Source organism: Paraburkholderia xenovorans, assembly GCF_046030735.1.
Taxonomy (GTDB): domain Bacteria; phylum Pseudomonadota; class Gammaproteobacteria; order Burkholderiales; family Burkholderiaceae; genus Paraburkholderia; species Paraburkholderia xenovorans_A.
Window position 1 is genome coordinate 182,440 of sequence record NZ_JAQQBV010000010.1, and the last position, 25,149, is coordinate 207,588.

Sequence of the window (25,149 nt, forward strand, 5' to 3'; positions counted from 1 at the left end):
AGAGATGTTCGAGGAGCAGCAAGATGGCGGCAACTGACGAAAGCAACGCACGCGGCGAGCAGACGAACGACCTTGCGGCGTCTGCTGCGGAAGGCATGCTCGGACCGAATCCGTTCGTGGGGTTGCGGCCGCAAGACGTGATGGCAACCGCGCAGCAGATCGGCGCCCAGGCGCTGCGGCAACCGACCTTGCTCATGGAACAGGAGGCGGCGCTGGTGCGCGATCTGATCGCCGTGCTTGGCGGCAGCGCGGACAGTACGCCGCCTCAGGGCGACAAGCGCTTCACCGACCCTGCGTGGCAGACGAATTCGCTTTACCGGATGACGCTGCAAGCTTACGTGGCGTGGCGCAGCGCATTGACAGGGTTTGTCGAGCGCTCTGCGCTCGACGCGAAGAGCAAGGAGCGCGCGCAGTTCGTGCTGTCGCTCTTCACCGACGCGCTGTCGCCGACGAACACGCTGCTCGGCAATCCGGCTGCGCTCAAGAGAATCATCGACTCGGGCGGCGCCAGCCTGCTTGGCGGCATGCGCAATCTCGTGACGGATATGCTGCAGAACCAGGGGATGCCCGCGCAGGTCGACAAGTCGGCGTTCAAGGTGGGCGAAAACCTCTGCATGTCGCAGGGCGCGGTGGTTTTCCGCAACGAGGTTCTGGAACTGATCCAGTACGCGCCGGCGACTGAACAGGTATATGCGCGCCCGCAACTGATCGTGCCGCCGCAGATCAACAAGTTCTACGTGTTCGACCTGTCCGAAGGCAAGAGCATTGTCGATTACCTGGTGAAGAGCGAGTTCCAGGTGTTCATGGTGAGCTGGCGCAATCCCACCGCGGCGCAGAGTCACTGGAATCTCGATACCTATGTGACGGCGCTCCTCGAAGCGATCGCGGCCGTGCGCGACATTACCGGCAGCGACGACGTCAACCTGCACGGCGCCTGCTCCGGTGCGATGACGATTTCGGCGCTTCTCGGCCACCTCGCGAGCCGCGGCGACACGAGCGTCAATGCCGCCACGCTGATGGTCGCCGTGCTGGACAGCACGGCTGATTCGCAGCTCGGTCTCTTTGCAACGCCGGAGGCCATCGCGGCCGCGAAGCAGAACAGCACATCGAAGGGCGTGCTCGCCGGCGAAGAAATGGGCCGCGTGTTCGCATGGATGCGACCCAACGATCTCGTCTGGAACTACTGGGTCAATAACTATCTGCTCGGCAAAGCGCCGCCCGCTTTCGACATCCTCTACTGGAACAACGACGCAACCCGGCTGCCGGCGGCGATGCATGGGCAACTGCTCGATATCTTCACGGGCAATCTGTTCAGCAAGCCTCGCGCGCTGACGGTTCTGGGTACGCCGATCGATCTGTCTGACGTAACGTGCGACAAATACGTGGTCGCCGGCATGACCGATCACATCACGCCGTGGAAGGGCGTGTACAACACGGCGCGCACGTTCGGCGGCAAGACGCGCTTCGTGCTGAGTTCGAGCGGTCATATCCAGAGCCTGATCAACCCGCCGGGCAATCCGAAAGCGAAGTTCTTCTTCAATCCCGATTTGCCTGCCACTGCCGACGCATGGCTCGCCAACGCCCAGGCTGAAAAGGACTCGTGGTGGGCCGACTGGCGCACGTGGCTCGCCGAACGTTCCGGCGAGCGGCGTGCCGCTCCGGCGAAAGTCGGCAACAAGCAGCACCCCGCTGGCGTGAAGGCGCCGGGAACGTATGTGATGGAAGCCTAGGGCACTCACGCATACGCATCACGCAACATTTTCTTAACGTAGTTTTTCAATGGAGTATCGATGATGGATTCAACCAATTTCAACAGCATTTTCGCCGAGTATAAAAAGGTCGTCGGTCAGTTCAAGCTGCCCGGCATCGACGTGGGCGCACTGCTCGAATCGCGCCGCAAGGACGTCGAGGCGATCGTCGAAGCCAACACGACCGCACTGGCCGGCGTGCAGTCGCTCGCTCAGAAGCAGTCGGATATTCTTCGCACGACGCTGAGCGAAGTGCAGTCGCTCGTCAGCCGCGTTGCCCAGTCGGGCGGCCAGCCGGCGGCCAACACGGGTGAAGTGGTGCAGCAGGCGTTGAACAAGGCGCTGGTGGACATGCAGGAACTCGCTGACACCGCATATCGCGCGCAGGCCGACAGTGTTGCCGTGGTCACGAGGCGCGTTGCCGAGCACGTCGAGGAACTGAAAACGCTGCTTCAGCCGAAGAAGTAATGCCGAAGAAATCATCCGACGGCGCCCATGCGGCATGCCGACGCGTCGAATGAAGCGTCCTTTCAGAAGATGATCCGGAAACAAAATGCACATGAACCCCGAGTCTCTTTGCAGCATGGAAATCCAGACGATCGATCTGGACGGTCAGACACTGCGTGTCGCAACATGGCGCGGCAGCGATGCTTCGCCGCCGCTCCTGATCTTCAACGGCATCGGCGCCAACCTCGAACTGGTGGAGCCGTTCGTCACGGCGCTCGAAGACGTGAGCGTCATCGTCTTCGACATTCCCGGCGTCGGCGGTTCTCCAGCGCCGGTCGTGCCGTATCGCTTTTCGACGTTGTCCGTGTTGGCGGACAAGCTGCTGACGCGGCTCGGTCACGACGGGGCGGTCGATGTGCTCGGCGTATCGTGGGGCGGCGCACTGGCGCAGCAGTTCGCGCGTCTATATCCGGTGCGCTGCCGCAGGCTGATTCTCGCGGCAACCTCGCCCGGCGTCATCATGGTGCCGGGCAAACTATCGGTATTGTCGAAGCTGATCGGGCCGCGCCGCTATACCGATCCCACCTACCTGCAACAGGTGGGCGCGGATATCTACGGGGGCGCTTACCGGCGCGATCCGTCGTTGCTGAAGGCGCACAGCCGGCACATACAGCCGCCGCGCGGCCGCGGCTACCTCTATCAGCTGCTGGCGGCGACGGGCTGGAGCAGTCTGTTGTGGCTCGGTACGTTGCGCCAGACCACACTGGTCATGCACGGCAACGACGACCCGATTGTGCCGCTCACCAATGCGAAGATTCTCGCAGCGCGTATCCCCGATGCGACGCTCTATGTGATCGACGACGGTCACCTGTTTCTCATCTCGCGCGCGAGTGAAGTCGCACTGGTGGTGCGCAGGTTTCTCCGGCTGTCCGGATCAACGGCACATTCGTAGGCGGGATGGCCGGCGTGCTGATTCATGCAGCCACACTTGCCGTCATGCGATAGACCTGCGCTAGCCGGTCGTCACCAGACCCAGCGCCTGCGCGCGCGAAACCGCGTGCGCGCGCTTGTCGACATCCAGTTTCACGAAGACGTTCTTGACATGAGACTTGACGGTTTCAGGCGTAATCCCCAACGTGCGCGCGATTTCCTTGTTCGACTGCCCCTGCGCAATCAGCTCGACGATGCTGCGCTCCCGCACGCTCAACGGCTCGCGCTCCATGTCGCGCCTGGGCGTGACGGGTTGGTACAGCGCTCGCCATCCGTCCAGCAGGCGATCGATGTAAGCGACGATCTCTTTCGTTTGCGGGGTGCACCGTGTGTCATCGCGAACCGCCTGCAGCAGCGGCCCGATTTCGCGCCCCTGGTCGAGAATCGAGCGGTAGATGCCGCTATTGGCGCTCAGGACCTCGCGAAATATTTCGACCGCGCGGGGCTGGTTGTTCGCACGCAACCACACGAGTGCGATCACGGTGCGCAAGCGTAGCGCGAGATAGTCGCCGTGCCGGCTTTCGACGCTTTGCAACGCGGAGGTCAACGCCCCAAGGGCTTCCTCTGTCCGGTTCTGCGCCATCGCGACCCAGGCCACCGCAATCGCGCGATAGGTTTCGATCTCCGGCGAGACCGCATGTTCCGCGGGGCAGTGGGCACCTGCGAGTCGATCCAGTTGCACGACACATGCGGACGCTTCCGTTACCCTGCCTTCAGCCAGATAGAGCCGCCCACGCTCGACGAGAACGCCGGCAATCAGCCGGTCCCAGTGGCGCGCGTAACCCAGGGTCTGCGCCTGATCGAGCAGCGCATAGGCTCGTTCGATATCGGAACGGGCGATGGCGATCCGCACGAGTACGCGGTAGGCGATCAACGTGCTGTCGAGCAGGACGGCCAGCTCGATCACCGGCATGAGATCGACCAGTAACGTTTCCGCCTCGTCGAGCCGTCCCTGCTCGTACCAGATCTGCGCAATCATCGGCGCGCACAATGCGGCCGAGATGGATTTCGGACCGGCATGGCGCTCGGCGAGCTGGATCGATTCGGTGAAATAGCGCTCGGCGAGCGTGAAGTGCATCTGCTGCATCTCCGCGTGGCCGAGCAGGCATAGCCGGTAGACCGAGGCGAACACGTTGCGCTGGTCTTCCTCCAGCGAATAGGGGATCCAAGGTGTCGCGTACAACGCTTGCAGATTGCCTGATTTCCAGTGCGCGAAGCGCACGACGTTGGAGACGACGTTGGTGGTCCAACTGTCGACCGACGACCGTTCAAGGCATGCTTGTGCGATCGCCAGCGCACGCGGCGCATCGTCCTGCAGCCCGGCCACCACTGAGCGGATCGCCTGGCACTCCCAGCGGATGTTGCCGGCGGCGTCGCCCGAATCGGTACCCGTGTCGTGCTCGATCTCATCGAGTATCGCAAGCGCTTCGTCGAAGCGCATCGCAAGCGCCATCCCCCATGCGATCGCGAGCGTGATCGTGACTTGCCCGCGCATCAGATGCGCGGGGAACTGCCGTTGCCAGCCGAGCAGCGTAAGCAGGTCCCCCTTCGTGACGAGCGCCATTGCGCAGTGAGCCATCAAGGCGACAGCGTGTTCCGTATCGCCCGCTGCGATCGCGTGCTTGACGGCGTCTGTCCAGCGCGCCTCTTTGGCGTACCACTCGCATGCACGACGATGCAGGTCCGCCACCTGATCGGGATGCCGGGTTTCGAGCCGCCGATACAGGTACTCGCCCATCAGATGGTGATAGCGGAACCAGCGTCCTTCGATATCGAGCGGTTCGAGCAGTAACTGGCGTGCGGAGATCGTATCCAGCATGCCCTGTGCGGCCACCATGCCGGTCACCGCTTCGCATAGCGGCGCAGTCAGGCGATCGAGTATCGACGTGCGCTGCATGAACTCGACCATCCCGGCCGGCAGGCGCTCGAGTATGTCTTCAAGGTAAGCGGCGAACGGCCGGGAGGCGCCGGACGGCGCGCTCATGTCCCAACCCGGTTTGCCTTCGTTCCGCGACAGCACTGAGGCTGAAATACGCAGCGCCGCAGCCCAGCCTTCCGTACTCGCGAACAGCGACTTGACGCGGGCAGCGCGCGGCTCGCCTGGGCATTCGTGTTCGACGAAGCTGCGTGTTTCGTCGAAGTTGAAACGCAGTGTCGACGCGTCGATTTCCAGCAGGTTGTTCCCCGCTCTCAGTTTGGCGAGCGGCAGCGGGGGATCGGTGCGCGTGCAGACCACGACATGTACGTTCGACGGTGCATTCACGATGAAGTACGACATGGCGTCGTGAATGGCGGGCAGGCTGATCAGATGATAGTCGTCGACGAATAGATAGACCTCGTCGTCGACGTCGACGAGTTCGTTGATCAGCGTCGACACGACGGAGTGCGCCGGCACGAGCGACGCCTCGGTTGTCAGGCTGATTGCGGACGCGCCGACGCTTGTGCAGGCGTTGCGCAATGCTTGCGCCAGATGATGGAAGAAGCACGCGGGTTCGTCGTCGTCGCTGTCGAGCGACAGCCACGCGACATAGGCGCCGCTTGCATTCAGCCCGTTGAGCCACGTGAGCGCGAGAGAAGTTTTGCCAAAACCGGCGGGCGCCTTGATGACGGTGAGGCGCTTGTATTCCGCCTTCCCGGCGAGAGAGAGCAGGCGTGGCCGATCGATCAATCCGGCGGGCAGGCGCGGCGGGAACACCTTGGTTGCGAGAAAGAGAGGCGGCCTGATCGGCGACGGCGCTTCTATCACGTGCATGAGTTGCTCCGGGCGTTCGGGTTGACCCTGGCTGCCATTCACACTCCGCGCTATCGCGTTCCCCTGTAAGGGGGATGTTGCATAGCGTCGCGCCGGGACACCATTGATTCCACAGAAATCATACGCCCAACCCTCGAATGAGGAGACATGTCGCCCGCAACGAATCGCATTGCGGCGCACAAACGCGGTCCGCGCGGGGCAACCCCTCAGCAATCTTCAAATGGAGTAGTCAATGAAAGTCGTTGTTCCCGTCAAACGCGTCGTCGACGCGAATGTGAGGGTTCGCGTCAAGGCCGACGGCAGCGCTGTCGATATCGCCAACGTGAAGCTCTCGATGAACCCATTCGACGAAATCAGTGTTGAAGAGGCAGTGCGCCTGAAAGAAGCCGGCGTCGTGAGCGAAGTGATCGCGGTTTCGTGTGGCGTACAGGCGTGCCAGGAAACGTTGCGCACCGCGCTGGCGACGGGTGCCGACCGCGCCATCCTCGTCGACACGGATGCGGAGTTGCAGCCGCTCGCGGTCGCGAAGTTGCTGAAGGCGCTAGTGGATAAGGAGCAACCGCAACTGGTGCTCCTCGGCAAGCAGGCGATCGACGACGACTCGAACCAGGTCGGCCAGATGCTCGCCGCGCTGCTCGGCTGGCCGCAGGCGACGTTTGCCTCGAAGGTCGTGATCGAAGCGGGCAAGGCCACGGTCACGCGCGAAATCGACGGCGGCCTCGAAACGATCGAAGTCGATCTGCCGGCAGTCGTTACCACCGATCTCCGCTTGAACACACCGCGCTATGCCACGCTGCCCAACATCATGAAGGCGAAGAAAAAGCCGCTCGATGTGGTGACGCCGGACGCGCTCGGTGTCGACGTCAAACCGCGCCTCACCACGCTCGGGCTCGCGGAGCCCGCCAAACGCGAAGCAGGCATTCGCGTTGCCGATGCTGCCGAACTGGTCGACAAGCTGCGTAACGTCGCCCACGTCATCTGATCCACAAGGGGAGAAGAATGCCCGTACTCGTTATTGCCGAGCACGACAATCAGGTGCTCAAAACGGCGACTCTGAATGCCGTTACCGCCGCCGCCCGACTCGGCGACGACATTCACGTTCTCGTGGCCGGCTCGCAAAACGCGGCAGTCGCCGAACAGGCTTCCCGCATTGCCGGCGTCACGCGAGTTCGTTTCGCCGACGCCGCGCACTACGGTCACGCGTTGGCCGAGAATCTGGCGGCGCTCATCGTGAAGATCGCGCCTGACTATAGCCACGTGATCGCATCCGCTACCACGACCGCGAAGAACGTGATGCCGCGCGTGGCCGCGTTGCTCGACGTCGCGCAGATCTCCGAAATCATTGCCGTCGAATCCGCCGATACGTTCGTACGCCCGATCTACGCGGGCAACGTGCTGGCAAAGGTGCGAAGCGCCGATCCGATCAAGGTGATTACCGTTCGAACGACGGCCTTCGCGGCCGCGCCCGCGGAAGGGGGCACCGCCGCCATCGACGCGTTGGAGCCCGCCGCCGACGCACCAGGCTCGCGTTTCGTGAGTCAGCAACTCACCCGCTCGGAACGCCCGGAGCTGACGTCCGCGCAACGCGTGATCTCCGGCGGTCGCGGCATGGGTTCCGGCGACAACTTCGCGCTGATCGACGACATTGCCAGCAAGCTCGACGCGGCGGTCGGGGCGTCGCGCGCCGCGGTCGATGCCGGCTTCGCGCCCAACGATTATCAGGTGGGCCAGACCGGCAAGGTCATCGCCCCGCAGTTGTATATCGCGGTCGGCATCTCCGGTGCGATCCAGCATCTGGCCGGGATGAAGGACTCGAAGGTGATCGTTGCGATCAACAAGGACGAGGAGGCGCCGATCTTTCAGGTCGCCGATTACTGGATCGTGGGCGACCTCTTCAAGGTGTTGCCGGAGTTGTCCCGCGAACTCGGCACGTTACAACAGGGTTAATGCGGGAGCACATGATGAGCACTTATATTGCGCCGCTGCGCGACATGCGTTTCGTGATGACGGAACTGGCGGGGGGCGGTGAGTTGTGTTCGCTGCCGGGCTACGAGGAGGCGACTCCGGAACTCGCGGAGGCGGTACTCGAGGAGGCCGCAAGACTCGCGACTGAAGTACTGGCGCCCCTCAACAAGCCGGGCGACGAACAGGGCGCGCGGCTGGCGCCTGATGGTGTGGCGGCCGCCGACGGGTTCGCGGCTGCGTACCGGCAGTTCGTCGCCGGCGGTTGGAGCGGCCTGAGCGGCGACCCCGAGTTCGGTGGCCAGGGCTTGCCTGAACTCCTGCAGGCGGCGACCGTGGAAATGTGGAACTCGTCCAACATGGCGTTCGCGCTGTGTCCGCTGTTGACCGCGGGCGCCACCGAGGCGCTGCGGCAGCACGGTTCCGATGAATTGAAAGCCCGCTATCTGCCGAAGATGGTCAGCGGCGAGTGGACGGGCACGATGAACCTGACCGAGCCGCAAGCCGGTTCGGACCTCGCCGCGGTGCGCACCAGGGCTGTACCCGACGGCGATCACTATCGCCTGTCCGGCCAGAAGATCTTCATCACATGGGGCGATCACGATATGACGGACAACGTGATTCACCTCGTGCTGGCGCGCACGCCCGACGCGCCGGAAGGCGTGCGCGGCATCTCGCTGTTTCTCGTGCCGAAATTCCTTCTCAACGCCGATGGATCACCGGGCTCGCGTAACGACGTGCACTGCGTGTCCCTGGAACACAAACTCGGCATTCACGCGAGCCCGACCTGCGTGATGAGCTTCGGCGATCAGGGCGGCGCGATTGGCTATCTGGTGGGGCAGGAGAACAAAGGCCTCGCGCACATGTTCACGATGATGAACGAGGCGCGCCAGAAGGTGGGTATCCAGGGGCTCGCGATCGCGGAACGCGCTTATCAGCAGGCCCGTGAATACGCGAAGGAACGCGTCCAGGGACGGCTTGCGTCGAGCAGGTCGGGGGGCGCCGTGGCGATCATTCATCACCCGGACGTGCGGCGCATGTTGATGACGATGAAGTCACAGATCGAAGCGATGCGTGCGTTCGCGTATGTGATGGCCGCGGACATGGACCGCGCGCATCGTGACCCGGACGTCGGTGAGCGCGCACGTCGCCAGGTGCGTGTCGATCTTCTGATTCCCGTGTTGAAGGCATGGTGCACGGAGCTGGGCGTCGAGATCGCGTCGACCGGCGTGCAGGTGCACGGCGGGATGGGCTACATCGAAGAGACGGGCGCATGTCAGTTTTTGCGCGACGCACGGATCGCGCCGATTTACGAGGGCACCACCGGCATTCAGGCTGCGGACCTTGCCGGTCGCAAGCTCACGTCGGATCAGGGGGCGGGGATGGCCGATCTGGTGGCGGAGATACGCGAGGTTGCGCTGGCGCTCGCGCGCAGCGCGGATACGCAAGTGACCTCCGTGGGCACGGCGCTCGCGGCCGGTGTAGAGGCGCTTGAAGACGCCACCGCCTGGATGCTGGAAGCCTTGACCACCCAGCCCGATGCTGCGCTTGCCAGTTCCGTCGACTACCTGATGCTCACCGGCTACGTGTGCGGCGGCTGGCAGATGGGGCGCGCAGCGGCCGTTGCGGCCGCCAGAAGCGCAGCGAACGAGGACCCGGACTTTCATCGCACCAAGCTCGCCACGGCACGCTTCTACGCCGACAAGATCCTGCCGAAAGCGAATGCGCTTCTGCAGACGATCCGCAGCGGGGCGGCGGGTGGGGCGAGTCTGCTCGTCGAGCAGTTCTGAGCGGTCGTGCAAGAACAGGTGTCGACGTAAAACTATTCATAGGTAATGCGAAATAAAGTGGAGGAGCTATGTTTAGAAAACTTGCATGCCTTGCGTTAATTCCCGGCTCGATATGTGCGAACAGCGCGATGGCGCAGAGCGCCGGCAGTCTCATTACCAGCGTGGGTGGAGTCTGGCTCGACTTTGCCCCGTCTTCCGCTACATCGTTGCAGAGCAGTTCGGCTTTGGGAACATTCACGTCAACGGGCACGGGTGGTCAGATACATAACACGTTCACGCTGGAGCTCTCGAACACGTATTTTGTAACTGACCATATTGCCGTCGACCTGGCGGCGGGTATTCCGCCCAAGCTCCAGCTCTTTGCGCAGGGCAAGGCCTCACCATTCGGTGCGGGCGGGCCATCGCTCGATCTCGGGAATCTGCAGCCGCTCGCGACTACCCGATCGTGGTCGCCGATTCTATTCGTGAAGTATTTCTTCTTCGACGCGCAGGCGAAGCTGCGTCCGTTCGTCGGCGTGGGCGTGAACTACACCTGGTTCTCCCACACCAATCTCAATTCGACATTCGGCGGTGCTTTGCAACAGATTGCAGGTCCCGGCGGACAAGTGACAGCGTCGCTCAGTCCGTCATGGAATCCCGCGTTCGTCGCGGGCGCGTCGTACAACATCAGCAAGAACTGGTACGCGACTGCGTCGGTGACCTATCTGTCTCTCAAGACAAACGCGACGGTCAATGCCGTGGGTGCCAACGGTCAGACGGTGTTGTCCAACAAGACGCGCATCACGGCGGATCCGGTAATTGTTTTTCTTGGAGTTGGATACCGGTTTTAGCTCATCGGTCGTTCCTGACGCACCGAAACCCCGCATACACGTATTGATAATGCGCCTGAAACCAGTTGCGGAATGCCGGTCTCAGCATGCACTTCGCCGTGCGCGCCGAGCCGCCTTTCAGGACGTAATGCTGGCCGTCGAAGAAGTTCGCGGAGTAGCCTTCATAGAACGGAAACGCTTCGAACCCCGGCAGCGCGTCGAACACCGTCGCGGTCCACTCCCAGCCGTTGCCGAACTGACCTTCGACGCCGAACGCGCTGACGTTATCCGGATGCACATCTACCGGCATCGGGTCCCAACTGCGGAAATCGAAATTGCCCGACGCGGCATGTGGCGCGCCGTGCGCGGCGCGTTGCCATTGCGCTTCGGTAGGGAGCGACTTGCCTGCCCAGCGCGCGTAGGCGCTGGCCTCGGCGTGACTCACGTAGGCGGGCCAGTCGAGCGGCAGCGGCACTTCGTCGAACATCGTGCGCAACGCCCATGCGTTTTTGCAGTCGCCGCGTCGCGACCAGAATGCCGGATGCTCGATATGCTCGGCTTCCTTCCACGCCCAATCCTTTTCTGACCACCAGCGTGCTTCGCGATAGCCGCCGGCCTCGATGAACTCGAGAAACGCGCCGTTCGTCACCATGTGGCGGTCGATCTCGAACGCCGGCACGTCGACGCGCATTTCGCCGAATTCGTTATCCCACCCGAAGCGACCGCTGTCGCGCGTCATACCGAGTACCGTCGGACCAGCCGGCACACTCACCATCGACGATTCGGGCGCGCTGCGTTCACGTTCAGCATAGGTCTGCGGCGACTCGCGCGCCGCGCTGACTTTCTGCGCGACCGGCAACTGGTGCAGCATGTAGGCCAGCGTTTCGGCATGCATCAACCGGTGTTCGATCGCGACGTTCAGCAACTGCTCTGCCGCTTCGCCCTGCGCGCGGTCACGACCCACCCGACCCGCACTGGAGAGTGCGTCGAGCTCACGGTCGATCTGCTCCCGGGCGCGGTTCGCGTAATCGCGCACGGTGTTGAGCGACGGCCAGTCGCTCGGTTGATCGGTCGGAAAACCGCCGTCGACGGGATCGATTCCGAAAGCGAAAAGCTGGTCGAGACGCGGATCGAACGCCGGCAGATCGCACAGACGTTGGTCGAACAGATTACGGTCGAAAGCTTCCAGATGGCCGATGTAGAACACGATCCGGTGGCGCTCGCGGATCGGGCGGTCATACAGGAATTCGGGCTTGACGATGGAAAAGAGGTTATCGGTGACTTGCCGTGCGTCGATCAGACGCTGGACAAGCGGGTGGTGCGGGGCGGGATCTCGATTCATTTCGCCGGGTCTCCTTGCGGGGGACAGACTGAAGACTGTACCCGTTCGCATGACCCGTGCCAAGGCAAAAACGCCCCAAACGACCGTGGAGAACGGCGCGGTAGCGCTGAGCGCGCCTGAGAAAGGCTGCTTAGACTTGCCGCAAACCGTCCTGATCGACGATCCGGATATGTTTGCCTTGTATGTCGATCAGGCCGCGCTTTTGAAATCTTGACAGGGTGCGGCTGACGGTTTCCAGCGTCATGCCCAAATAGCTGCCCATGTCCTCGCGCGTCATGCGCAAGTTGAATTCCGCTGACGAATAACCCCGCTGCGCATTGCGCTCCGACACGTCGAGCAGGAATGCGGCGACGCGTTCGTCCGCCGAAAGCGAGCCGAGCACCATCATTTGTGAAGCTTCGCGGACGATTTGCTCGCCCATGAGTTTGTGTAGACGTTCCTGCATTGAACCGATTTCACGGCATAGCGACTTAAGCGCGGTGTAGGGAACGATACAGACCGTACTGTCTTCGAGCGCGAGCGCGCTGCATGCATGCACGTCTTCGCTGATGCCGTCGAGGCCGAGCGCCTCACCGGCAAGGCGCAGACCGGTGACCTGTTGGCGGCCGTCACGATGCGCCATCACCGTTTTCATCGAGCCGGATCGGATCGCATAGAGGTTTTCGAAGCGGTCGCCGCTGCGGTACAGCGCCTCGCCACGCTGCACGGAGCGCGCGCTGCAGATGAGCGCTTCGAGTTTTTGCAGTTCACCGGATGACAAGCCCTGAGGCATGCACAGTTGCCGCATTGAACAACTCGAACAGCGAGCCGCGGTGCGCGAGGCGACCCGTACCGGCGGCGGCACGGCACGCCGGCGAGTGAGCGTAGGCGGTGAATCTTCCGCGATGCCGGCGGGGCGATTGGAGCGGGCGGTGCGAGTCACTGCGGCAGGATTTAGCATGGTCTACAGCCATTGGTCAGGGTAGCGATTCATTGTCCCACCGGCCACTGTTCTCATTCAGAGACAAAATGACGCGTTAGTGCAGCGAGTCGGGTTGAGCGGCGACATGCAGTCGCTTTGTTGCCCGCTATCGAGATGTCAGGCCGGCTCGGCGTCTTTGCCGGCCGCGGATGGAATCAGCAGTACCGGCAAGCTTGCCTGGCGCACGCAACGCTCGGCGACGCTGCCGAGAATCAGGCGTTGAAACCCGCGCCGGCCATGCGTGCCCATGACGAGCAGATCGGCGTTGAAGTGGGCGGCGGCCTTCAGCACGACTGTCGACACGTCGTCGAGCGACGATGCCTCGCCTACCGCGAGTTCGCCTTTGACGCCTTGTGCGGCCATGGCCTGCGCGAATTCGGCACCCAGTTCTTTGCCTTCTTCGATCAGCCGGTTACGCAGAATGGATGGGTCGTAGCCTGGCGCTTCGAAGTACATAGGTGTGTTTTCAACGACATACAACGGCTGCAGAACCGCGCCGCTGGACTTTGCCAGCGCCAGTGCTGCATCGAACGCACGGCGTGAGGTGTTGCTGCCGTCGACCGCTACTAGGATGCGTGTGTACATATCAACTCCTGTCGCTTTACGAACCGTTCATTTAATTATTCTAACGGAACGAGTGGACGGAATTCGCAAGCAATCACGGAAGCTTGCGGTAGATCAATGGGTAAGTGCGTAAAACTTGACAATGCTGCCTTGACAGCGATCGTGAGTTGCGTTTGATGCAGTCGTTTCTCGCACTGCCGAATAATGATTCGGCATGCGTATCAATATCGGCGGAATATATCGGTTCATGTAGGGGCAAATACGTCGTCTCAGCCGTTATCCCCGCAGTGCGAGATTTTTTAGCGGCGGTCGATGCTTACGCTTTCAGCGCGGCGCGATGTCACAGCCGGCGAAGTCGCCTGGGGATATTGGAAGGGGCAGGCGAGCGCATCGGAAAAAATGCGCTCAAACGGATATAGAGCCTGATAAGGCAGGGACGCTGCGGCACGACTGTGCCGCAGCGTCCCGCCTGCGTTCCGCCAGGTTAAGCGGCGACCGCGATCGGCCCGAACAGCGCCATGCGAGTCTTTGGACTGACGGCAATATCCAATGCCACCGCGCGCTCCACGCCGATCTGCAACGGAGAGCCGAGACGACTCACGTCGATGCCGGTTTTGCGCAACAGCCGTTCGATCGGCGTCGTGGTGACGGTGACATAACGCGTGATGCCCATCCGGTCAGCGAAAGTCACGAGTTCGCGAATCGAGCGCATTGTCAGGTCGGCAAAGCCGAACGACCGTTCCTCTCCGCTCGTGTCGATCGCGAACCGGCTCAATTCCCAGATATGCCGCCCAAGCGGCGCCGCTGCGCCATGCAGCAACTGCGGGAACGTGTCTTTGAGCATGTTCGGCCCTTCGGTCGGCATCAGGCGCCAACACCCGCGCACCTGGTGGTTGTCGTCCTGAATCAGCATGTAGTGCGGGCCGAGCGCGTCGTAACCGTCGATTTCCATTCCCGCGATGGTCGGGATGTCCCATCCCAGCCTGCCCTGGAACGTCCGTGCCCGTAGGCGGTACATCTCGTTGATGTGCTCGTTGTCGAATTCCTGCCGCATTCCAATCCGGATCGCTGTTTGCATGACGTTCTCCTGAACGTGTTGGGTTGCCCAATACGCAGGAAAACTTATGCATTTTGAATCGTTTTGCCACCTACCTACCTGGATAGGTGCGCATGCTTATCGGATAACGCAAAATCGAGATAACACTTTGTAATCAACCGACGGGACACGACATGGAACTGATCGAAAATCACTGGCAACCGCAAACCGGCATCCAATCGCGCGCGGCAGAGCCTTCGTCCGCTGTGGATCGCGTTCTGATCATTGCTTACCGCAAAAAGAAAAAAGAAAGCCAACGCCGCTTCTGGGCTCGTTTCGGTGTCACGCAATCGCGCGGCAGCCGGTTCGAGTCGGGTGCCGAAATCCCGGCACCGGTTTCCATCCTGCTGGGCCTCTACTTCACCAAAACCGTTTCAGACGCCGATCTCGGCCGCGCCGAGCGCGTGCTGTTCAGCCGCGACGCCGCAGCCTGGATCAACCCGGGTCAATAAGCCCCATCTGAGCCGCAATCACGGCCGCCGCGCGCCGCGAATTCACACCGAATTTCGTCCTGATGTTTTTCATGTGGAAGTTCACGACGGCTTCCGAACAATTCAGGATGTGGGAAATCTCCCAGGTGGATTTGCCGCGCGCGGTCCATTTCAGACATTCGCGTTCACGCGGCGTGAGCTTGGGCAACAACGTCTGAGTGTGCATGTTCAAATGCCGCTGGGCCGTGTCGATCACCAGATCGCGCAATAACACCAGATTCGGCAATGCAACGTCGACGTGGCGCCAGAAGGCCTCGCTCGGATTGCTGTCGTTGACGAAGCACATCATGCCGGCCTCCTGATTCGGGCCGTGGATCGGCAACGTCACACCGGCGCGCAAGCCGTGCGAGCGGGCTTCCTCGTACATGGTTTGCTGCGGTTCGGTCTTGAAGATATCCGGCGACCAGATCAGCGGCGACGAGCGCGTCGCACAATGCGAAACCGTTGGGTCGATGTGTACGAGCCCCTGCTCGTCATAGGTACGCCGCCACGTCGGCGAATAGGTGCTGCGCACGTACGCGTCTTCGAGACGGATCGTGGGGCGCGGCAGCATGGCGATCAGCAGCCTGTCAAACCCCCATGTGTCGGCAAGGGACGCGATTTTCCCGAACCATTCCGCTTCGTCTGCGGCGTTCAATAACGGTGCCATCTGCTCGATAAAATGTAGCGGCAATTTGGTTCTCTCAGACTCGCAAGCTTTCAGCTGCGGTTAATCGCGGTCCGGCCCCGTGGCCAGTTGTTTTTCTGCACAATCTATCACTAAAAATATTTCGCAAACTGGCGCATTTCTTCGCATGAAACGGCGGTGGCGCGGCCGTTTGCGGCAAATCGAACATTTATCCTTTTATATCGGATTTTGACGCTCCGATTAACATTTATTTATCGATAAGTTAGATATTTTTGTCGCAGAAGATTGTGGCTGAGTTTCGTTTGCGATGTTCAAGGTCGCTCCGTTTGAATACCGTAATCGTCGATAGGCGGTCAAAATCGACGGCTTCCCGTTTCGCCGATACATCATTTGATCCAGAACCGGGCGAATGCCTGAGCTGCTCAGACTCTATTGTCATACAAAAGCATGTTGTTGCGCTGTCCCGACAGGGATTCGAATTGACCTGGACGCGTTATATCTCGACCGAGTTGTCAGACGACATGGCTGGTCATCGTTCTGAGCGTCATGCGAAGATCGGGCATTGCCGCCAGAAACCGCGCGGATACGAGCGGCTTTTTGACGCCACCTAACTTTCCCTCTTCCAGGCCCAGCATGACCGATAACAGCCGACGCTATCCCGATCCCGCCATTCGCACATTCGACCCGCGCTTCAAGTCGTTGATTCTCGCGTCCGCGTCCGTCGAATGCCTGTATCAGGGCGCGCGCTGGTCGGAGGGGCCGGTGTGGTTCGGCGACGGCCGTTACCTGCTGTGGAGCGACATTCCGAACGACCGCATCCTGCGCTGGGACGAGGCGAGCGGCACGGTCACGCCGTATCGCCAGTCGTCGAATAATGCGAACGGCAATACGCGCGACCGCCAGGGCCGCCTCGTGACCTGCGAACACCTGACCCGCCGCGTGACGCGCACCGAATACGACGGCTCGATTACTGTGCTTGCCGACCGCTATCGCGGCAAGCGCCTCAATTCTCCGAATGACGTGATCGTGAAATCGGACGGCTCGATCTGGTTTACCGATCCGACCTTCGGTATCGACAGCTTCTACGAGGGCGAACGGCAGGAGTCGGAGCTGAGCGCGTGCGTGTACCGCATCGATGGTTCAAGCGGCGAGTTGACGATGGTCGCCGACGACGTGCTGGGTCCGAACGGCCTCGCGTTCTCGCCGGACGAGTCGGTGTTGTACATCGTCGAATCGCGAGGCGAGCCGCGCAAGATTCGCGCATTCGACGTCGATGACGACGGCGCGACGCTGTCGAACAACCGCGTATTGATCGACGCCGGTCCTGGCACGCCCGACGGTTTTCGCGTCGACACGCAAGGCAACTTGTGGTGCGGCTGGGGCATGGGCATCGACGAACTCGACGGTGTGCGTGTGTTCACTGCGCAAGGCGAGTTGCTCGGCCACATCGCGTTGCCCGAGCGTTGTGCGAATGTGTGCTTCGGCGGACGGCATCGGAATCGGCTGTTCATGGCGGCGAGCCACGGACTGTATTCGCTCTACGTGAATGTGCAAGGCGTGCAAGGCGGGTAGGCGCAAGTAAGGGCAAGTAAGCGCAAATAAGCGCAAGTGAGTACAGCCAAGCCTGACATACCGCGGCTCACACGCAACACGAGTCCGGGTTTGCCCCTGGATGCCGTACACGCCGAAAGCCCTTAATTTCGCGGACAAAATCGACTCCCCAGCATTTGCTTGACACCGGCGCTCCCGCTTCGCTATGTTGCTTCGGTGGTACGACACCGCCCGCAGCGCATCTGACCGGCGGCATCCATACAAGAAAGCGAGGAGACGCAATGACTGTTTCAGGCAGTTTGACGCTCAGGCTGGTGTCCGTATGTCTCGCGGCAAGCGCCGCTTTCTCATCCACTGTGCGCGCCGCCGATCCGGTCACGCTCAATATCGTCGACGTGGCCGGCGATCTTCAACTCACGCAGAAGGGTTTCGAGGCCTTCAAGGCGAAGTATCCGAACCTGGTTGCGAATCTCACCTTCACGAATGCGCCGGCGCCGCAATTGCCCGGCAAGATCAAGGCGATGCAGGCCGCGGGCCGCTCGGACATCGACATCGTGCTCACCGGTACTGACGCGCTTGCTGCCGGCATCGAACAGAATCTGTGGATCAGGCTGCTGCCCGATAACGCGGCGGCCTTTTCCGGCGTGCTCGACAAATACGCACCCGGTCCGCGCAAGATGCAGGCCCTCGCGCAAGGCTACGGTCTCGAGGTCGCGTATATGCCGGCCGGTCCGCTGCTCGAATACAACCCGGCCAAAGTCAGCGATCCGCCGAAGACGCCCGACCAACTGCTGCAATGGTGCAAGGCGCATCCGGACAAGCTGATCTACGCAAGGCCCGCGAATTCGGGTCCGGGCCGCACGTTCCTGATGGGCTTGCCTTACGTGCTCGGCGACAAGGACCCGCAAGACCCGATTCACGGCTGGGACAAGACGTGGGCGTTCCTCAAACAGCTAAACGATTGCATTCCTTACTATCCTGGCGGCACCGCGGCGGTGATGAAGGAACTCGGCGAGGGCTCGCGCGACATGACCGTCACGGTGACAGGCTGGGACATCAATCCGCGCGCGCTCGGCATCGTGCCGGCTGAATTTCGCGTGCAGGCATTCGACAACATGACGTGGGTGAACGACGCGCACTACATGGTGATCCCCAAAGGCGTGCCGAAGGAAAGGCTCGACGTCATCTACAAGCTGATGAACTTCATGCTCGAACCGGCGCAGCAGGCCATGACTTACGACGACGGCTACTTTTATCCCGGCCCCGCGATCAAGGGCGTCACGATCGAGCAGGCGCCCGCGCACAGTCAGGACGTGCTGAAGAAATACGGCCGGCCTGAGTACGCGAAGCTGCTCGCGGAGCGGCCGCACGCATTGCCGCTGAATGCTGCGGCGATGGTCGCGGCGTTCAGGAAGTGGGACAGCGAAGTCGGCGCGCAGAAGAGCAAATAGCGCAGGCGTCAGACCGCGGTGCAAGCCACTGCGATTCGCGAGCGACATAGCGTTTGTGCTGCGTCGCGCTGATGAGCAACCCGCTGCAACCTGCCGCAATTCGTTGGAAAGCGCGATGAACCCTCATTTCGAACAGTTGCGGCTCGACTCGGTGAGCCGCAGTTTCACGAACTCGGAAGGCCACGCGATCGCGGCGCTGCAAGGGCTCGATCTCGACATTCGGCGCGGTGAGTTCATCGCGCTGCTCGGGCCTTCCGGCTGCGGCAAATCGACCGCGCTCAATTGCATCGCCGGTTTGCAACCGCTCAGCGGCGGCTGCATCTGGCTCGACGACAAACGCATCGACGTGCTGCCGCCCGAGAAACGCGGCTTCGGCATGGTGTTCCAGAACTACGCGCTGTTTCCGCATATGAGCGTGCTGGATAACGTCGGCTTCGGTTTGAAGATGCGCGGTGTCGGCAAAAGCGAAACGATGCGCCGCGCGCGCGAAGCGCTGCAACTGGTGCAACTGGTCGGCCACGAACGCAAGTTGCCGGGCCAGTTGTCGGGCGGTCAGCAGCAACGCGTGGCGATCGCGCGGGCCATCGTGATCGAGCCGCCGCTGATCCTGATGGACGAGCCGCTGTCGAATCTCGACACCAGGTTGCGCATCGAAATGCGCGCGGAAATTCGCCGCATCCACAGTCAACTGGAGCGCGCGACCCTCTACGTGACACACGATCAGGACGAAGCGCTGTCGATGGCCGACCGCATCGTCGTGATGAAAGAGGGCGTGGTGCAACAGGTCGCGACACCGAAAGAGGTGTACACGCGGCCGCGAAATCTGCATGTCGCGCGCTTCATGGGCTATCGCAACGTGGCCGAATTCGCGCTGGACGGCACGCAAGGCGAGGGCGTAGCCGTGAGCGCCAACGGCGTGCGCCTGATCGGCACGCCGATGGCCGGCTTCGACAGCAAACGCGTCAGCGTCGCGCTGCGTCCCGAAGACATGGAGCGAGCCGCGCCGGGCACGGACAATACTTTCGACGCGCTGGTGACCACCGTCGAATACGGCGGCCACGATTCGCTGCTGCGCGTGAAAACGGTATTCGGCGATCTGTGGGCGCGCATCGCCGGCGAATTCGCGGAAGGCGAGCGAATCAGTCTGCGTGTGGCGCCGTCGCGCACGCTGGTTTATCCGCTGGACGCAGCGTGAATACGCCCGAGCTGTTTCCACCGCTCGTCCCGCGCGACGCCAAAGCGTGGCTGGTCACGCCGGCGTTGCTGTTCATCGTCGCGCTGTTCATCTATCCGTTCGCATATGGGCTCGTGCTGTCGTTCCAGCCGATGAACGGCGGCGGCGTGTGGGCCAACTATCTGACGTTCTTCACCGATACGTCGATGTGGCCGACGATCCTCGTCACGCTCAAGCTCGCGGTGCCGGCGACGCTGATCAATGTCGGCGTATCGGTGCCCGTCGCCTTTGCGTTGCGGCGCAGTTCGCGCGGGCAGAAATTCGTCACCACGCTGCTGGTGATTCCCGTCACGCTCGGCACCGTGCTGATCGCGGACGGCATGCTGACCTACTTCGGTCCGAACGGCTGGCTTCCGCAGGCGTTGCAAGGTCTGCATCTCTACACGCATGAGGTGCGTCTCACGCACAACTTCTGGGGCGTGCTGATCTCGCTGATCGTGTCGGGTTTTCCGTTCGCGTTTTTGCTGACGCTCTCGTACGTGACCGGCATCGACCCGACCCTCGCGCACGCGGCGGCCACGCTCGGCGCGAGCCCGTGGCAGCAGTTTCGCCGCATCTATTTGCCGCTCCTGATGCCGGGGCTGACGATGGCCGCGTGCCTGTCGTTCGTGCAGTCGTTTTCGGTGTTTCCGTCCGCGGTGCTGCTCGGCGCGCCCGCCGGGCCGACGCGTGTGATGTCGATCGCGGCGGCTGAAGCCGCGTTCGAAAGTTACGATTACTCGCTCGCGTCGGCGATCGCGATGGTGATGGGCCTCGTGCAACTCGTGGTGGTCGCCGCGCTGCTCGGCACGCGCCGTTTCTTCTACAGCGGTCCGGTGACGGGAGGCAAGGGCTGATGGCATCCGATCACCGGGCGGCGCGGCCTTCGTGGCCCGCCGTCAAATCGAACGATCACGACGACGGCGCGCACGAACCCGGCAAGCGCGTCAGACAGCAAACCAGTGTGCCAGGCCGCGTGTGGCAGGTGCTGGTGTGGTGCACGATGGTGTTTTTTCTCGTCAACGTGGTGCTGCTGATTGCGACCGTCGCGGTGAATTCCGTCGCGACGCGCTGGTTCGGCACGTTGTTGCCGCAGGGCTTCACGCTGCATTGGTATGCGCAGGCGTGGGGCGATTTCCAGTTGGCGAGCGTGTTGTGGGTGACGGTCGAAGTGGTCGGCGCGGTCGTGCTGCTGTCGGTGCTGCTCGGCGTACCCGCTGCGTACGCGTTGGCGCGCGTGCAGTTTCCGGGCAAACGCGTCGCGATGCTGATTTTCCTGTTGCCGTTGATGGTGCCGCCCGTCACGTACGGCATTCCGCTCGCCACGGTGATGTATAAGGTCGGCCTCGCCGGCACGCTCGGCGGCGTGATCCTCGCGAACCTGGTGCCCGCGCTGCCATTCGTGATTCTGGTGATGACGCCGTTCATCGAACAGATCGACCCCAATCTCGAAGCGGCGGCGCGCATTTTCGGCGCCAATACGTTCCGCTACTTCCGCTACGTGCTGCTGCCGTTGCTCATGCTCGGCATGCTCGCGGCGGGGCTGCTGGTGCTGGTGCGTACCATCGGCATGTTCGAGTTGACCTTCTTTACTGCGGGGCCGGCGACGCAAACGCTGGTAGTCGCGTTGTACTACGCGGTGTTTTCAACCGGCGTGCGCGCGCCGCAATCGATCGACGCAATGGCGATGATCTATATGGCGATTACGCTGATCTGGGTGCTGATCGCGCTGCAGTTCGTCAGCCCGACGCAGATCGTGTCGCGCGTGAAAGAGCAGAAGCGTTGAAAGTGCGCGGGGGCCGCAGAGCCACCTCACGCAGGGACGGGGCGCGAGCGGACGAACCGCATCGCGTGACCTTATTTGCTGCGTTGCGTCTGGCGAATGGACTGCGGCAAAACCGCTATCCGCCGATCCGGATCACGAACCGACGCGATATACACAGCCTGTTTGCGCGCCTTCCACGCTGCGCACATAGGCGAGCGCGGCTCGCTGCGCGGTGACGGACTCGAAGCCGCGGAAGTAGGACCCGTAAGCGTCGAGCGATTCCGTCAACACGGTCGGGCTCACCACGTTGATGCGAATGCCGCGCGGCAGTTCGATCGCCGCGCCGCGCACGAAACCGGCCAGCGCCGTATTCACGGTGGTCGCGTTCGCGCCTTCGCGAATCGGCTCGTCGCCGACAATACCGCTCGTCAGCGTGAACGAGCCGCCGTCGTTGACGTATTGCTGGGCTGCGAGCACCACGTTGATCTGGCCCATCAGTTTGTCGCGCAGGCCGACCCAGAACTGCTCGCTGGTCATCTCCGCCAGTGGGCCGAAATGCAGTTTGCCGGTGGTGGTCACCACGCCGTCCACCTTGCCGATTTCGCGAAAGAGCCGCTCCACAGCGCCGATGTCCGTGCTGTCCACGCGATACTGGCCGCGCGTCGCGCCGACTTCGATCACTTCATGGCGCGCCTTCAATTCCGCACTCACTGCCTGGCCAAGCGTGCCGGTTGCGCCGATCACTACGATTTTTTTCATGCGTGTGCTCCGTTGAGGATCCATTGCGAATTGAACGTACGGTCGATTGTGCGGATACACGGCAGTCGGAAAAAGCCGTTTTGACGCGCAGGTCCTGCAACCCTGAGTTTCTAATCGACGATAAAAGCGCACGCCATTATTCAAACGGTGTGCGCGGGTCTATTCCTCAGTTAATCGGTGTGCGCGGCATGATTCAAACAGATGCGTCAAACAGCTGCGCAAAAAGCGAATGCTTATTTCACCCGATGTAATTCGATCACGCGCGTAGGGCGCAAATGATTGAGCGCGTAATGGATGCGGCCGCGGTCGCGGTGCATGCTCATCGGGACTGCGTCGTCGAACAGACGCTCTGTCGATTCCGCGCCTTGCGGCTCGACCATGCCTTTGTCGATGACCGTGTAGCCGGGCTCGAGCGCAAGCAGCAGATGATTGCCGCCGACCCGGCTGTCGAAACCCGCCATGCCGTCGCGCGACTCCGGCACGCTGTTGACGAGGGTCGCATTGCTGGTGGTGATCTCATCGGGCGCGATCGGGCTGTAGCCCGCGATACGGGCCGCTTCGAGGTTTTTGCCGTCGGTATCCACGGTGCTGTCGTGCGAGCGGTCGTTGTGCAGTTCGGTCGAGTTCGGACCGGGGGCGCCAGCCTGTTGGCTCGGGTCCGCGGGCTTGCCGGTTGCGGTGCTGTTCATCATGCATTCTCCGTTGAAGAGGACATGGTTGAAGGTCAGCAAAACCTGTACCGCATTGGCGGCGCAGCGACTTTTTCGAATGCGCGGTGCCCGCGGTGCAGGGTGTTTTCGCGTAGCGATTGCCTGCGAGATTCTTTTCGTTTTTTTTAATGGACGCGTATTTTCTACAGAGTATGATCTTATTCCGACGAGCGAAGTGCGGTTAAATTGACGAGACGTGCCGGTCATTTTTTCATGACCGGTTCCAAACGGCCGCGCTACTCAAAAACTTTACGGGGCCGTCAGGGCGGGTGATACATGCATTTCGATGCTGCCTTCTCACATCGCGGTTATTTGCTGAATTGCTCGCCGGCGCGCGCGTGCGACGGTAGCTGGCAAGCTTATGTGGTCATCTCTCGCTCGAGCGACGGCGAGCTGGTCGCCAACCGTTTTTTCCCCACCGATTTGCGTTTCCCCGACGAAGCCGCCGCGATCGCTCACGCACGCGATTGGGCCGTGCGCTGGATCGATGCGAGCAGCGTGACGATCTGAAGCGTGCGTCGCAAGCGCGGTCCTGCGCGCCTTCCGGCGTACGCGCTGAACGCGCGAGCCGCGACAAAACACGGTAATCTCTCGGGATAATCACTTTGAGCCGTGCGTTCCGCTCGGTGCTGTCCTGCTATGTCAAACCCGTCTTCCCATAACTGGGGTCTCGAACAGATCGTCGCGGATTTGCGCGCGTCGCGTGAACAGTTGCACCGCACGCGGCATCCTCTCGGCATTCGGGAGTTGCCGTCGCGCGAAGCGGTGGTCGGCATCGTCGCCGGCCTGCGCGCGGCGCTGTTTCCCACGCACTACGGCGCGCCCGACCTGACCGACGAAACCGTCGATTATTACGTCGGCCATACGCTCGAGAGCACGTTGCGCCTGCTCGCCGAGCAGATTCGCCGGGCGCTGCGCTTTCTGCCGAGCCTCGGCGAAACGCCGGAAGCGGAACTGAAAGCGCGCGCATTCGAAGTCGCGCGGGAGTTCGGCACGCAATTGCCGGCCATCCGCGCGCTGCTGGTCAGCGACATCCAGGCCGCTTTCACCGGCGACCCGGCCGCGCAGCACATCACCGAAATCCTGTTGTGCTATCCGGGCGTGTGGGCGATGACGCACCATCGTCTCGCGCATGCGTTGCATCGTCTCGGCGTGCCGTTGCTCGCGCGCTTCATCAACGAGATTGCGCATTCTGCAACGGGTATCGACATCCACCCGGGCGCGACCATCGGCCCGAGTTTCTTCATCGACCACGGCACGGGCGTGGTGATCGGCGAGACCGCGATCATCGGCGAGCACGTGCGCGTCTATCAGGCGGTCACGCTCGGCGCGAAAAGCTTTGCAGCGGATCTCGACGGTGCGCTGATCAAAGGCAACGCGCGCCATCCAATTGTCGAAGACGATGTGGTGATCTACGCGGGCGCGACGATTCTCGGCCGCGTTACGATCGGTCGCGGCTCGGTGATCGGCGGCAACGTGTGGCTCACGCACAGCGTGCCGCCGGGCAGCAGCGTCTCGCAGGGCAAGGTGCGCGAAGGCGAGCGTTCGGCCGAAGGCGGGCGTTGATGAATGCGTCGGCGCGTTCGGCGTTCGATGCGTGGCATTGCACGGTTCGCGTAGTTCGCTTGCGCGCCGTGCGGTCCTTGCACTGAGAGACGATCGATGCCGCGCGGTCGCATCCATATGCCCCGCATCGCTTCATCCCACCCGCAAGAAATGCAGGAACGAAGGTCCCATCACACCGTGCACGCCGTGTAACCACAAGTGCTGGCCGACCATCCACGCAGCAGCCCACGACGCCGCGACGACGATCAGATCGCAATGTCCGCTGTTCCACAGATTCAGCGAATGCCGCCCGGCAATCCACGGCACGCCGAGCGGATTCGGCCAGTCGGCAAGCAGATGCATCAGGCCGCCGCACGCGAATCCGAACGCGGGCGCAGCGTAAACCGAATGTCCGAGTTCGTGATAAGAAAACGCCAGCAGCGCGAGCCAGCCGATGCCCCAATGCGTCAGCGTGCGATGCGTGATCCACAAGCGCCGCGCGCGCGACCACCACGCTACTTCCAGCCATTAGGTGTGGAATTTTGTCTGTCTACATTCAGTTTGCCTCTTCGCCA

At 62.0% G+C, this 25,149-nt stretch carries 23 protein-coding genes and 1 pseudogene; 15 read left to right on the forward strand and 9 right to left on the reverse strand.

Features of this window, described 5'->3' with window-relative positions; genetic code table 11:
* Positions 1 to 23 precede the first annotated feature (23 nt).
* From PQQ51_RS12450 to phaZ, 3 genes are all read left to right on the forward strand, one after another.
* Positions 24 to 1,730, forward strand: a complete 1,707-nt coding sequence (locus PQQ51_RS12450) for an alpha/beta fold hydrolase (RefSeq protein WP_408497080.1) — start codon at positions 24 to 26, stop codon at positions 1,728 to 1,730.
* A 63-nt stretch (positions 1,731 to 1,793) separates the two neighbouring features.
* Entirely contained in the window at positions 1,794 to 2,216 is a 423-nt protein-coding gene (gene phaP, locus PQQ51_RS12455; RefSeq protein WP_408497118.1) for a phasin family protein, read from the forward strand.
* Between the two features lie 85 nt (positions 2,217 to 2,301).
* A complete protein-coding gene (gene phaZ / locus PQQ51_RS12460; RefSeq protein WP_408497081.1) occupies positions 2,302 to 3,147 on the forward strand; it encodes a poly(3-hydroxyalkanoate) depolymerase in 846 nt (281 codons plus the stop codon).
* Positions 3,148 to 3,207: 60 nt separating this feature from the next.
* Here the strand turns inward: phaZ and PQQ51_RS12465 are convergent, their stop codons facing one another.
* A complete protein-coding gene (locus PQQ51_RS12465; protein WP_408497082.1) occupies positions 3,208 to 5,937 on the reverse strand; it encodes a winged helix-turn-helix domain-containing protein in 2,730 nt (909 codons plus the stop codon).
* 232 nt (positions 5,938 to 6,169) lie between these two features.
* Between PQQ51_RS12465 and PQQ51_RS12470 the strand changes: the two genes are divergently transcribed.
* The 4 genes from PQQ51_RS12470 to PQQ51_RS12485 all read left to right on the forward strand — a co-directional run bounded on the left by PQQ51_RS12470 (position 6,170) and on the right by PQQ51_RS12485 (position 10,519).
* Positions 6,170 to 6,919 carry an electron transfer flavoprotein subunit beta/FixA family protein gene (locus tag PQQ51_RS12470; RefSeq protein ID WP_408497083.1) on the forward strand — a complete coding sequence of 250 codons (750 nt, stop codon included), beginning with the start codon at positions 6,170 to 6,172 and terminating at the stop codon, positions 6,917 to 6,919.
* Between the two features lie 17 nt (positions 6,920 to 6,936).
* A complete protein-coding gene (locus PQQ51_RS12475) occupies positions 6,937 to 7,884 on the forward strand; it encodes an electron transfer flavoprotein subunit alpha/FixB family protein (protein WP_408497084.1) in 948 nt (315 codons plus the stop codon).
* Positions 7,885 to 7,898: 14 nt separating this feature from the next.
* Positions 7,899 to 9,689 (forward strand): acyl-CoA dehydrogenase, encoded by a 1,791-nt coding sequence (locus PQQ51_RS12480; RefSeq protein ID WP_408497085.1) that lies wholly within the window; start codon positions 7,899 to 7,901, stop codon positions 9,687 to 9,689.
* A gap of 68 nt (positions 9,690 to 9,757) precedes the next feature.
* Positions 9,758 to 10,519 (forward strand): OmpW/AlkL family protein, encoded by a 762-nt coding sequence (locus PQQ51_RS12485; protein WP_408497086.1) that lies wholly within the window; start codon positions 9,758 to 9,760, stop codon positions 10,517 to 10,519.
* 1 nt (position 10,520) lies between these two features.
* Here PQQ51_RS12485 and PQQ51_RS12490 read toward each other — a convergent pair whose 3' ends face one another.
* From PQQ51_RS12490 to PQQ51_RS12505, 4 genes are all read right to left on the reverse strand, one after another.
* The gene (locus PQQ51_RS12490; RefSeq protein ID WP_408497087.1) at positions 10,521 to 11,840 is read right to left on the reverse strand and encodes an SUMF1/EgtB/PvdO family nonheme iron enzyme; all 1,320 of its coding nucleotides are present in this window, start codon (positions 11,838 to 11,840) and stop codon (positions 10,521 to 10,523) included.
* A 130-nt stretch (positions 11,841 to 11,970) separates the two neighbouring features.
* Positions 11,971 to 12,780 carry a fumarate/nitrate reduction transcriptional regulator Fnr gene (locus PQQ51_RS12495; protein ID WP_408497088.1) on the reverse strand — a complete coding sequence of 270 codons (810 nt, stop codon included), beginning with the start codon at positions 12,778 to 12,780 and terminating at the stop codon, positions 11,971 to 11,973.
* Between the two features lie 138 nt (positions 12,781 to 12,918).
* The gene (locus PQQ51_RS12500; RefSeq protein WP_408497089.1) at positions 12,919 to 13,386 is read right to left on the reverse strand and encodes a universal stress protein; all 468 of its coding nucleotides are present in this window, start codon (positions 13,384 to 13,386) and stop codon (positions 12,919 to 12,921) included.
* 463 nt (positions 13,387 to 13,849) lie between these two features.
* Entirely contained in the window at positions 13,850 to 14,443 is a 594-nt protein-coding gene (locus PQQ51_RS12505) for an acyl-homoserine-lactone synthase (RefSeq protein WP_408497090.1), read from the reverse strand.
* A gap of 152 nt (positions 14,444 to 14,595) precedes the next feature.
* Here PQQ51_RS12505 and PQQ51_RS12510 point away from each other — a divergent pair, with 152 nt between their 5' ends.
* On the forward strand, positions 14,596 to 14,913 hold the full coding sequence (locus PQQ51_RS12510; protein ID WP_408497091.1) for a helix-turn-helix domain-containing protein: 318 nt from the start codon (positions 14,596 to 14,598) through the stop codon (positions 14,911 to 14,913).
* Here the strand turns inward: PQQ51_RS12510 and PQQ51_RS12515 are convergent.
* Entirely contained in the window at positions 14,897 to 15,601 is a 705-nt protein-coding gene (locus PQQ51_RS12515) for a helix-turn-helix transcriptional regulator (RefSeq protein WP_408497092.1), read from the reverse strand. The two genes, PQQ51_RS12510 and PQQ51_RS12515, sit on opposite strands and share 17 nt — an antisense overlap.
* A gap of 612 nt (positions 15,602 to 16,213) precedes the next feature.
* On the opposite strand from PQQ51_RS12515, the gene PQQ51_RS12520 reads away from it, so the two are divergent.
* From PQQ51_RS12520 to PQQ51_RS12540, 5 genes are all read left to right on the forward strand, one after another.
* Positions 16,214 to 17,152, forward strand: coding sequence for an SMP-30/gluconolactonase/LRE family protein (locus PQQ51_RS12520; protein WP_408497093.1), 939 nt, complete (start codon positions 16,214 to 16,216; stop codon positions 17,150 to 17,152).
* A 260-nt stretch (positions 17,153 to 17,412) separates the two neighbouring features.
* Positions 17,413 to 18,582, forward strand: coding sequence for an extracellular solute-binding protein (locus PQQ51_RS12525; RefSeq protein WP_408497094.1), 1,170 nt, complete (start codon positions 17,413 to 17,415; stop codon positions 18,580 to 18,582).
* A gap of 115 nt (positions 18,583 to 18,697) precedes the next feature.
* Positions 18,698 to 19,777: an ABC transporter ATP-binding protein gene (locus tag PQQ51_RS12530; RefSeq protein ID WP_408497095.1), complete on the forward strand. Its 1,080-nt coding sequence runs from the start codon at positions 18,698 to 18,700 to the stop codon at positions 19,775 to 19,777.
* Complete coding sequence (locus PQQ51_RS12535) at positions 19,774 to 20,652, forward strand: ABC transporter permease (protein WP_408497096.1); 879 nt, start codon at positions 19,774 to 19,776, stop codon at positions 20,650 to 20,652. The genes PQQ51_RS12530 and PQQ51_RS12535 overlap by 4 nt, the downstream gene beginning before the upstream one ends.
* A complete protein-coding gene (locus tag PQQ51_RS12540) occupies positions 20,652 to 21,581 on the forward strand; it encodes an ABC transporter permease (RefSeq protein ID WP_408497097.1) in 930 nt (309 codons plus the stop codon). The genes PQQ51_RS12535 and PQQ51_RS12540 overlap by 1 nt, the downstream gene beginning before the upstream one ends.
* 132 nt (positions 21,582 to 21,713) lie before the next feature.
* On the opposite strand, the gene PQQ51_RS12545 is transcribed toward PQQ51_RS12540, so the two are convergent.
* Positions 21,714 to 22,319, reverse strand: a complete 606-nt coding sequence (locus PQQ51_RS12545; protein ID WP_408497098.1) for a short chain dehydrogenase — start codon at positions 22,317 to 22,319, stop codon at positions 21,714 to 21,716.
* A gap of 233 nt (positions 22,320 to 22,552) precedes the next feature.
* Positions 22,553 to 23,008, reverse strand: a complete 456-nt coding sequence (locus PQQ51_RS12550; RefSeq protein WP_408497119.1) for a DUF3005 domain-containing protein — start codon at positions 23,006 to 23,008, stop codon at positions 22,553 to 22,555.
* Between the two features lie 297 nt (positions 23,009 to 23,305).
* On the opposite strand from PQQ51_RS12550, the gene PQQ51_RS12555 reads away from it, so the two are divergent.
* Positions 23,306 to 23,539 carry a hypothetical protein gene (locus PQQ51_RS12555; RefSeq protein WP_408497099.1) on the forward strand — a complete coding sequence of 78 codons (234 nt, stop codon included), beginning with the start codon at positions 23,306 to 23,308 and terminating at the stop codon, positions 23,537 to 23,539.
* A 129-nt stretch (positions 23,540 to 23,668) separates the two neighbouring features.
* The gene (epsC, locus tag PQQ51_RS12560; RefSeq protein WP_408497100.1) at positions 23,669 to 24,595 is read left to right on the forward strand and encodes a serine O-acetyltransferase EpsC; all 927 of its coding nucleotides are present in this window, start codon (positions 23,669 to 23,671) and stop codon (positions 24,593 to 24,595) included.
* 132 nt (positions 24,596 to 24,727) lie between these two features.
* Here the strand turns inward: epsC and PQQ51_RS12565 are convergent.
* A pseudogene (locus tag PQQ51_RS12565) lies at positions 24,728 to 25,102 on the reverse strand (metal-dependent hydrolase); the annotation flags it as partial.
* Between the last annotated feature and the right edge of the window lie 47 nt (positions 25,103 to 25,149).

What these genes read in the sequence shown, in the direction of transcription:
- phaZ (WP_408497081.1), top strand. Translation starts at nt 2,302, where the DNA reads ATGCACATGAACCCCGAGTCTCTTTGCAGCATGGAAATCCAGACGATC.
- PQQ51_RS12465 (WP_408497082.1), bottom strand. Translation starts at nt 5,937, where the DNA reads ATGCACGTGATAGAAGCGCCGTCGCCGATCAGGCCGCCTCTCTTTCTC.
- PQQ51_RS12520 (WP_408497093.1), top strand. Translation starts at nt 16,214, where the DNA reads ATGACCGATAACAGCCGACGCTATCCCGATCCCGCCATTCGCACATTC.
- epsC (WP_408497100.1), top strand. Translation starts at nt 23,669, where the DNA reads ATGTCAAACCCGTCTTCCCATAACTGGGGTCTCGAACAGATCGTCGCG.
- PQQ51_RS12475 (WP_408497084.1), top strand. Translation starts at nt 6,937, where the DNA reads ATGCCCGTACTCGTTATTGCCGAGCACGACAATCAGGTGCTCAAAACG.
- PQQ51_RS12485 (WP_408497086.1), top strand. Translation starts at nt 9,758, where the DNA reads ATGTTTAGAAAACTTGCATGCCTTGCGTTAATTCCCGGCTCGATATGT.
- PQQ51_RS12450 (WP_408497080.1), top strand. Translation starts at nt 24, where the DNA reads ATGGCGGCAACTGACGAAAGCAACGCACGCGGCGAGCAGACGAACGAC.
- PQQ51_RS12500 (WP_408497089.1), bottom strand. Translation starts at nt 13,386, where the DNA reads ATGTACACACGCATCCTAGTAGCGGTCGACGGCAGCAACACCTCACGC.
- PQQ51_RS12490 (WP_408497087.1), bottom strand. Translation starts at nt 11,840, where the DNA reads ATGAATCGAGATCCCGCCCCGCACCACCCGCTTGTCCAGCGTCTGATC.
- PQQ51_RS12480 (WP_408497085.1), top strand. Translation starts at nt 7,899, where the DNA reads ATGAGCACTTATATTGCGCCGCTGCGCGACATGCGTTTCGTGATGACG.
- PQQ51_RS12470 (WP_408497083.1), top strand. Translation starts at nt 6,170, where the DNA reads ATGAAAGTCGTTGTTCCCGTCAAACGCGTCGTCGACGCGAATGTGAGG.
- PQQ51_RS12555 (WP_408497099.1), top strand. Translation starts at nt 23,306, where the DNA reads ATGCATTTCGATGCTGCCTTCTCACATCGCGGTTATTTGCTGAATTGC.
- PQQ51_RS12515 (WP_408497092.1), bottom strand. Translation starts at nt 15,601, where the DNA reads ATGGCACCGTTATTGAACGCCGCAGACGAAGCGGAATGGTTCGGGAAA.
- PQQ51_RS12495 (WP_408497088.1), bottom strand. Translation starts at nt 12,780, where the DNA reads ATGCTAAATCCTGCCGCAGTGACTCGCACCGCCCGCTCCAATCGCCCC.
- PQQ51_RS12550 (WP_408497119.1), bottom strand. Translation starts at nt 23,008, where the DNA reads ATGAACAGCACCGCAACCGGCAAGCCCGCGGACCCGAGCCAACAGGCT.
- phaP (WP_408497118.1), top strand. Translation starts at nt 1,794, where the DNA reads ATGGATTCAACCAATTTCAACAGCATTTTCGCCGAGTATAAAAAGGTC.
- PQQ51_RS12510 (WP_408497091.1), top strand. Translation starts at nt 14,596, where the DNA reads ATGGAACTGATCGAAAATCACTGGCAACCGCAAACCGGCATCCAATCG.
- PQQ51_RS12545 (WP_408497098.1), bottom strand. Translation starts at nt 22,319, where the DNA reads ATGAAAAAAATCGTAGTGATCGGCGCAACCGGCACGCTTGGCCAGGCA.
- PQQ51_RS12505 (WP_408497090.1), bottom strand. Translation starts at nt 14,443, where the DNA reads ATGCAAACAGCGATCCGGATTGGAATGCGGCAGGAATTCGACAACGAG.
- PQQ51_RS12525 (WP_408497094.1), top strand. Translation starts at nt 17,413, where the DNA reads ATGACTGTTTCAGGCAGTTTGACGCTCAGGCTGGTGTCCGTATGTCTC.
- PQQ51_RS12530 (WP_408497095.1), top strand. Translation starts at nt 18,698, where the DNA reads ATGAACCCTCATTTCGAACAGTTGCGGCTCGACTCGGTGAGCCGCAGT.
- PQQ51_RS12540 (WP_408497097.1), top strand. Translation starts at nt 20,652, where the DNA reads ATGGCATCCGATCACCGGGCGGCGCGGCCTTCGTGGCCCGCCGTCAAA.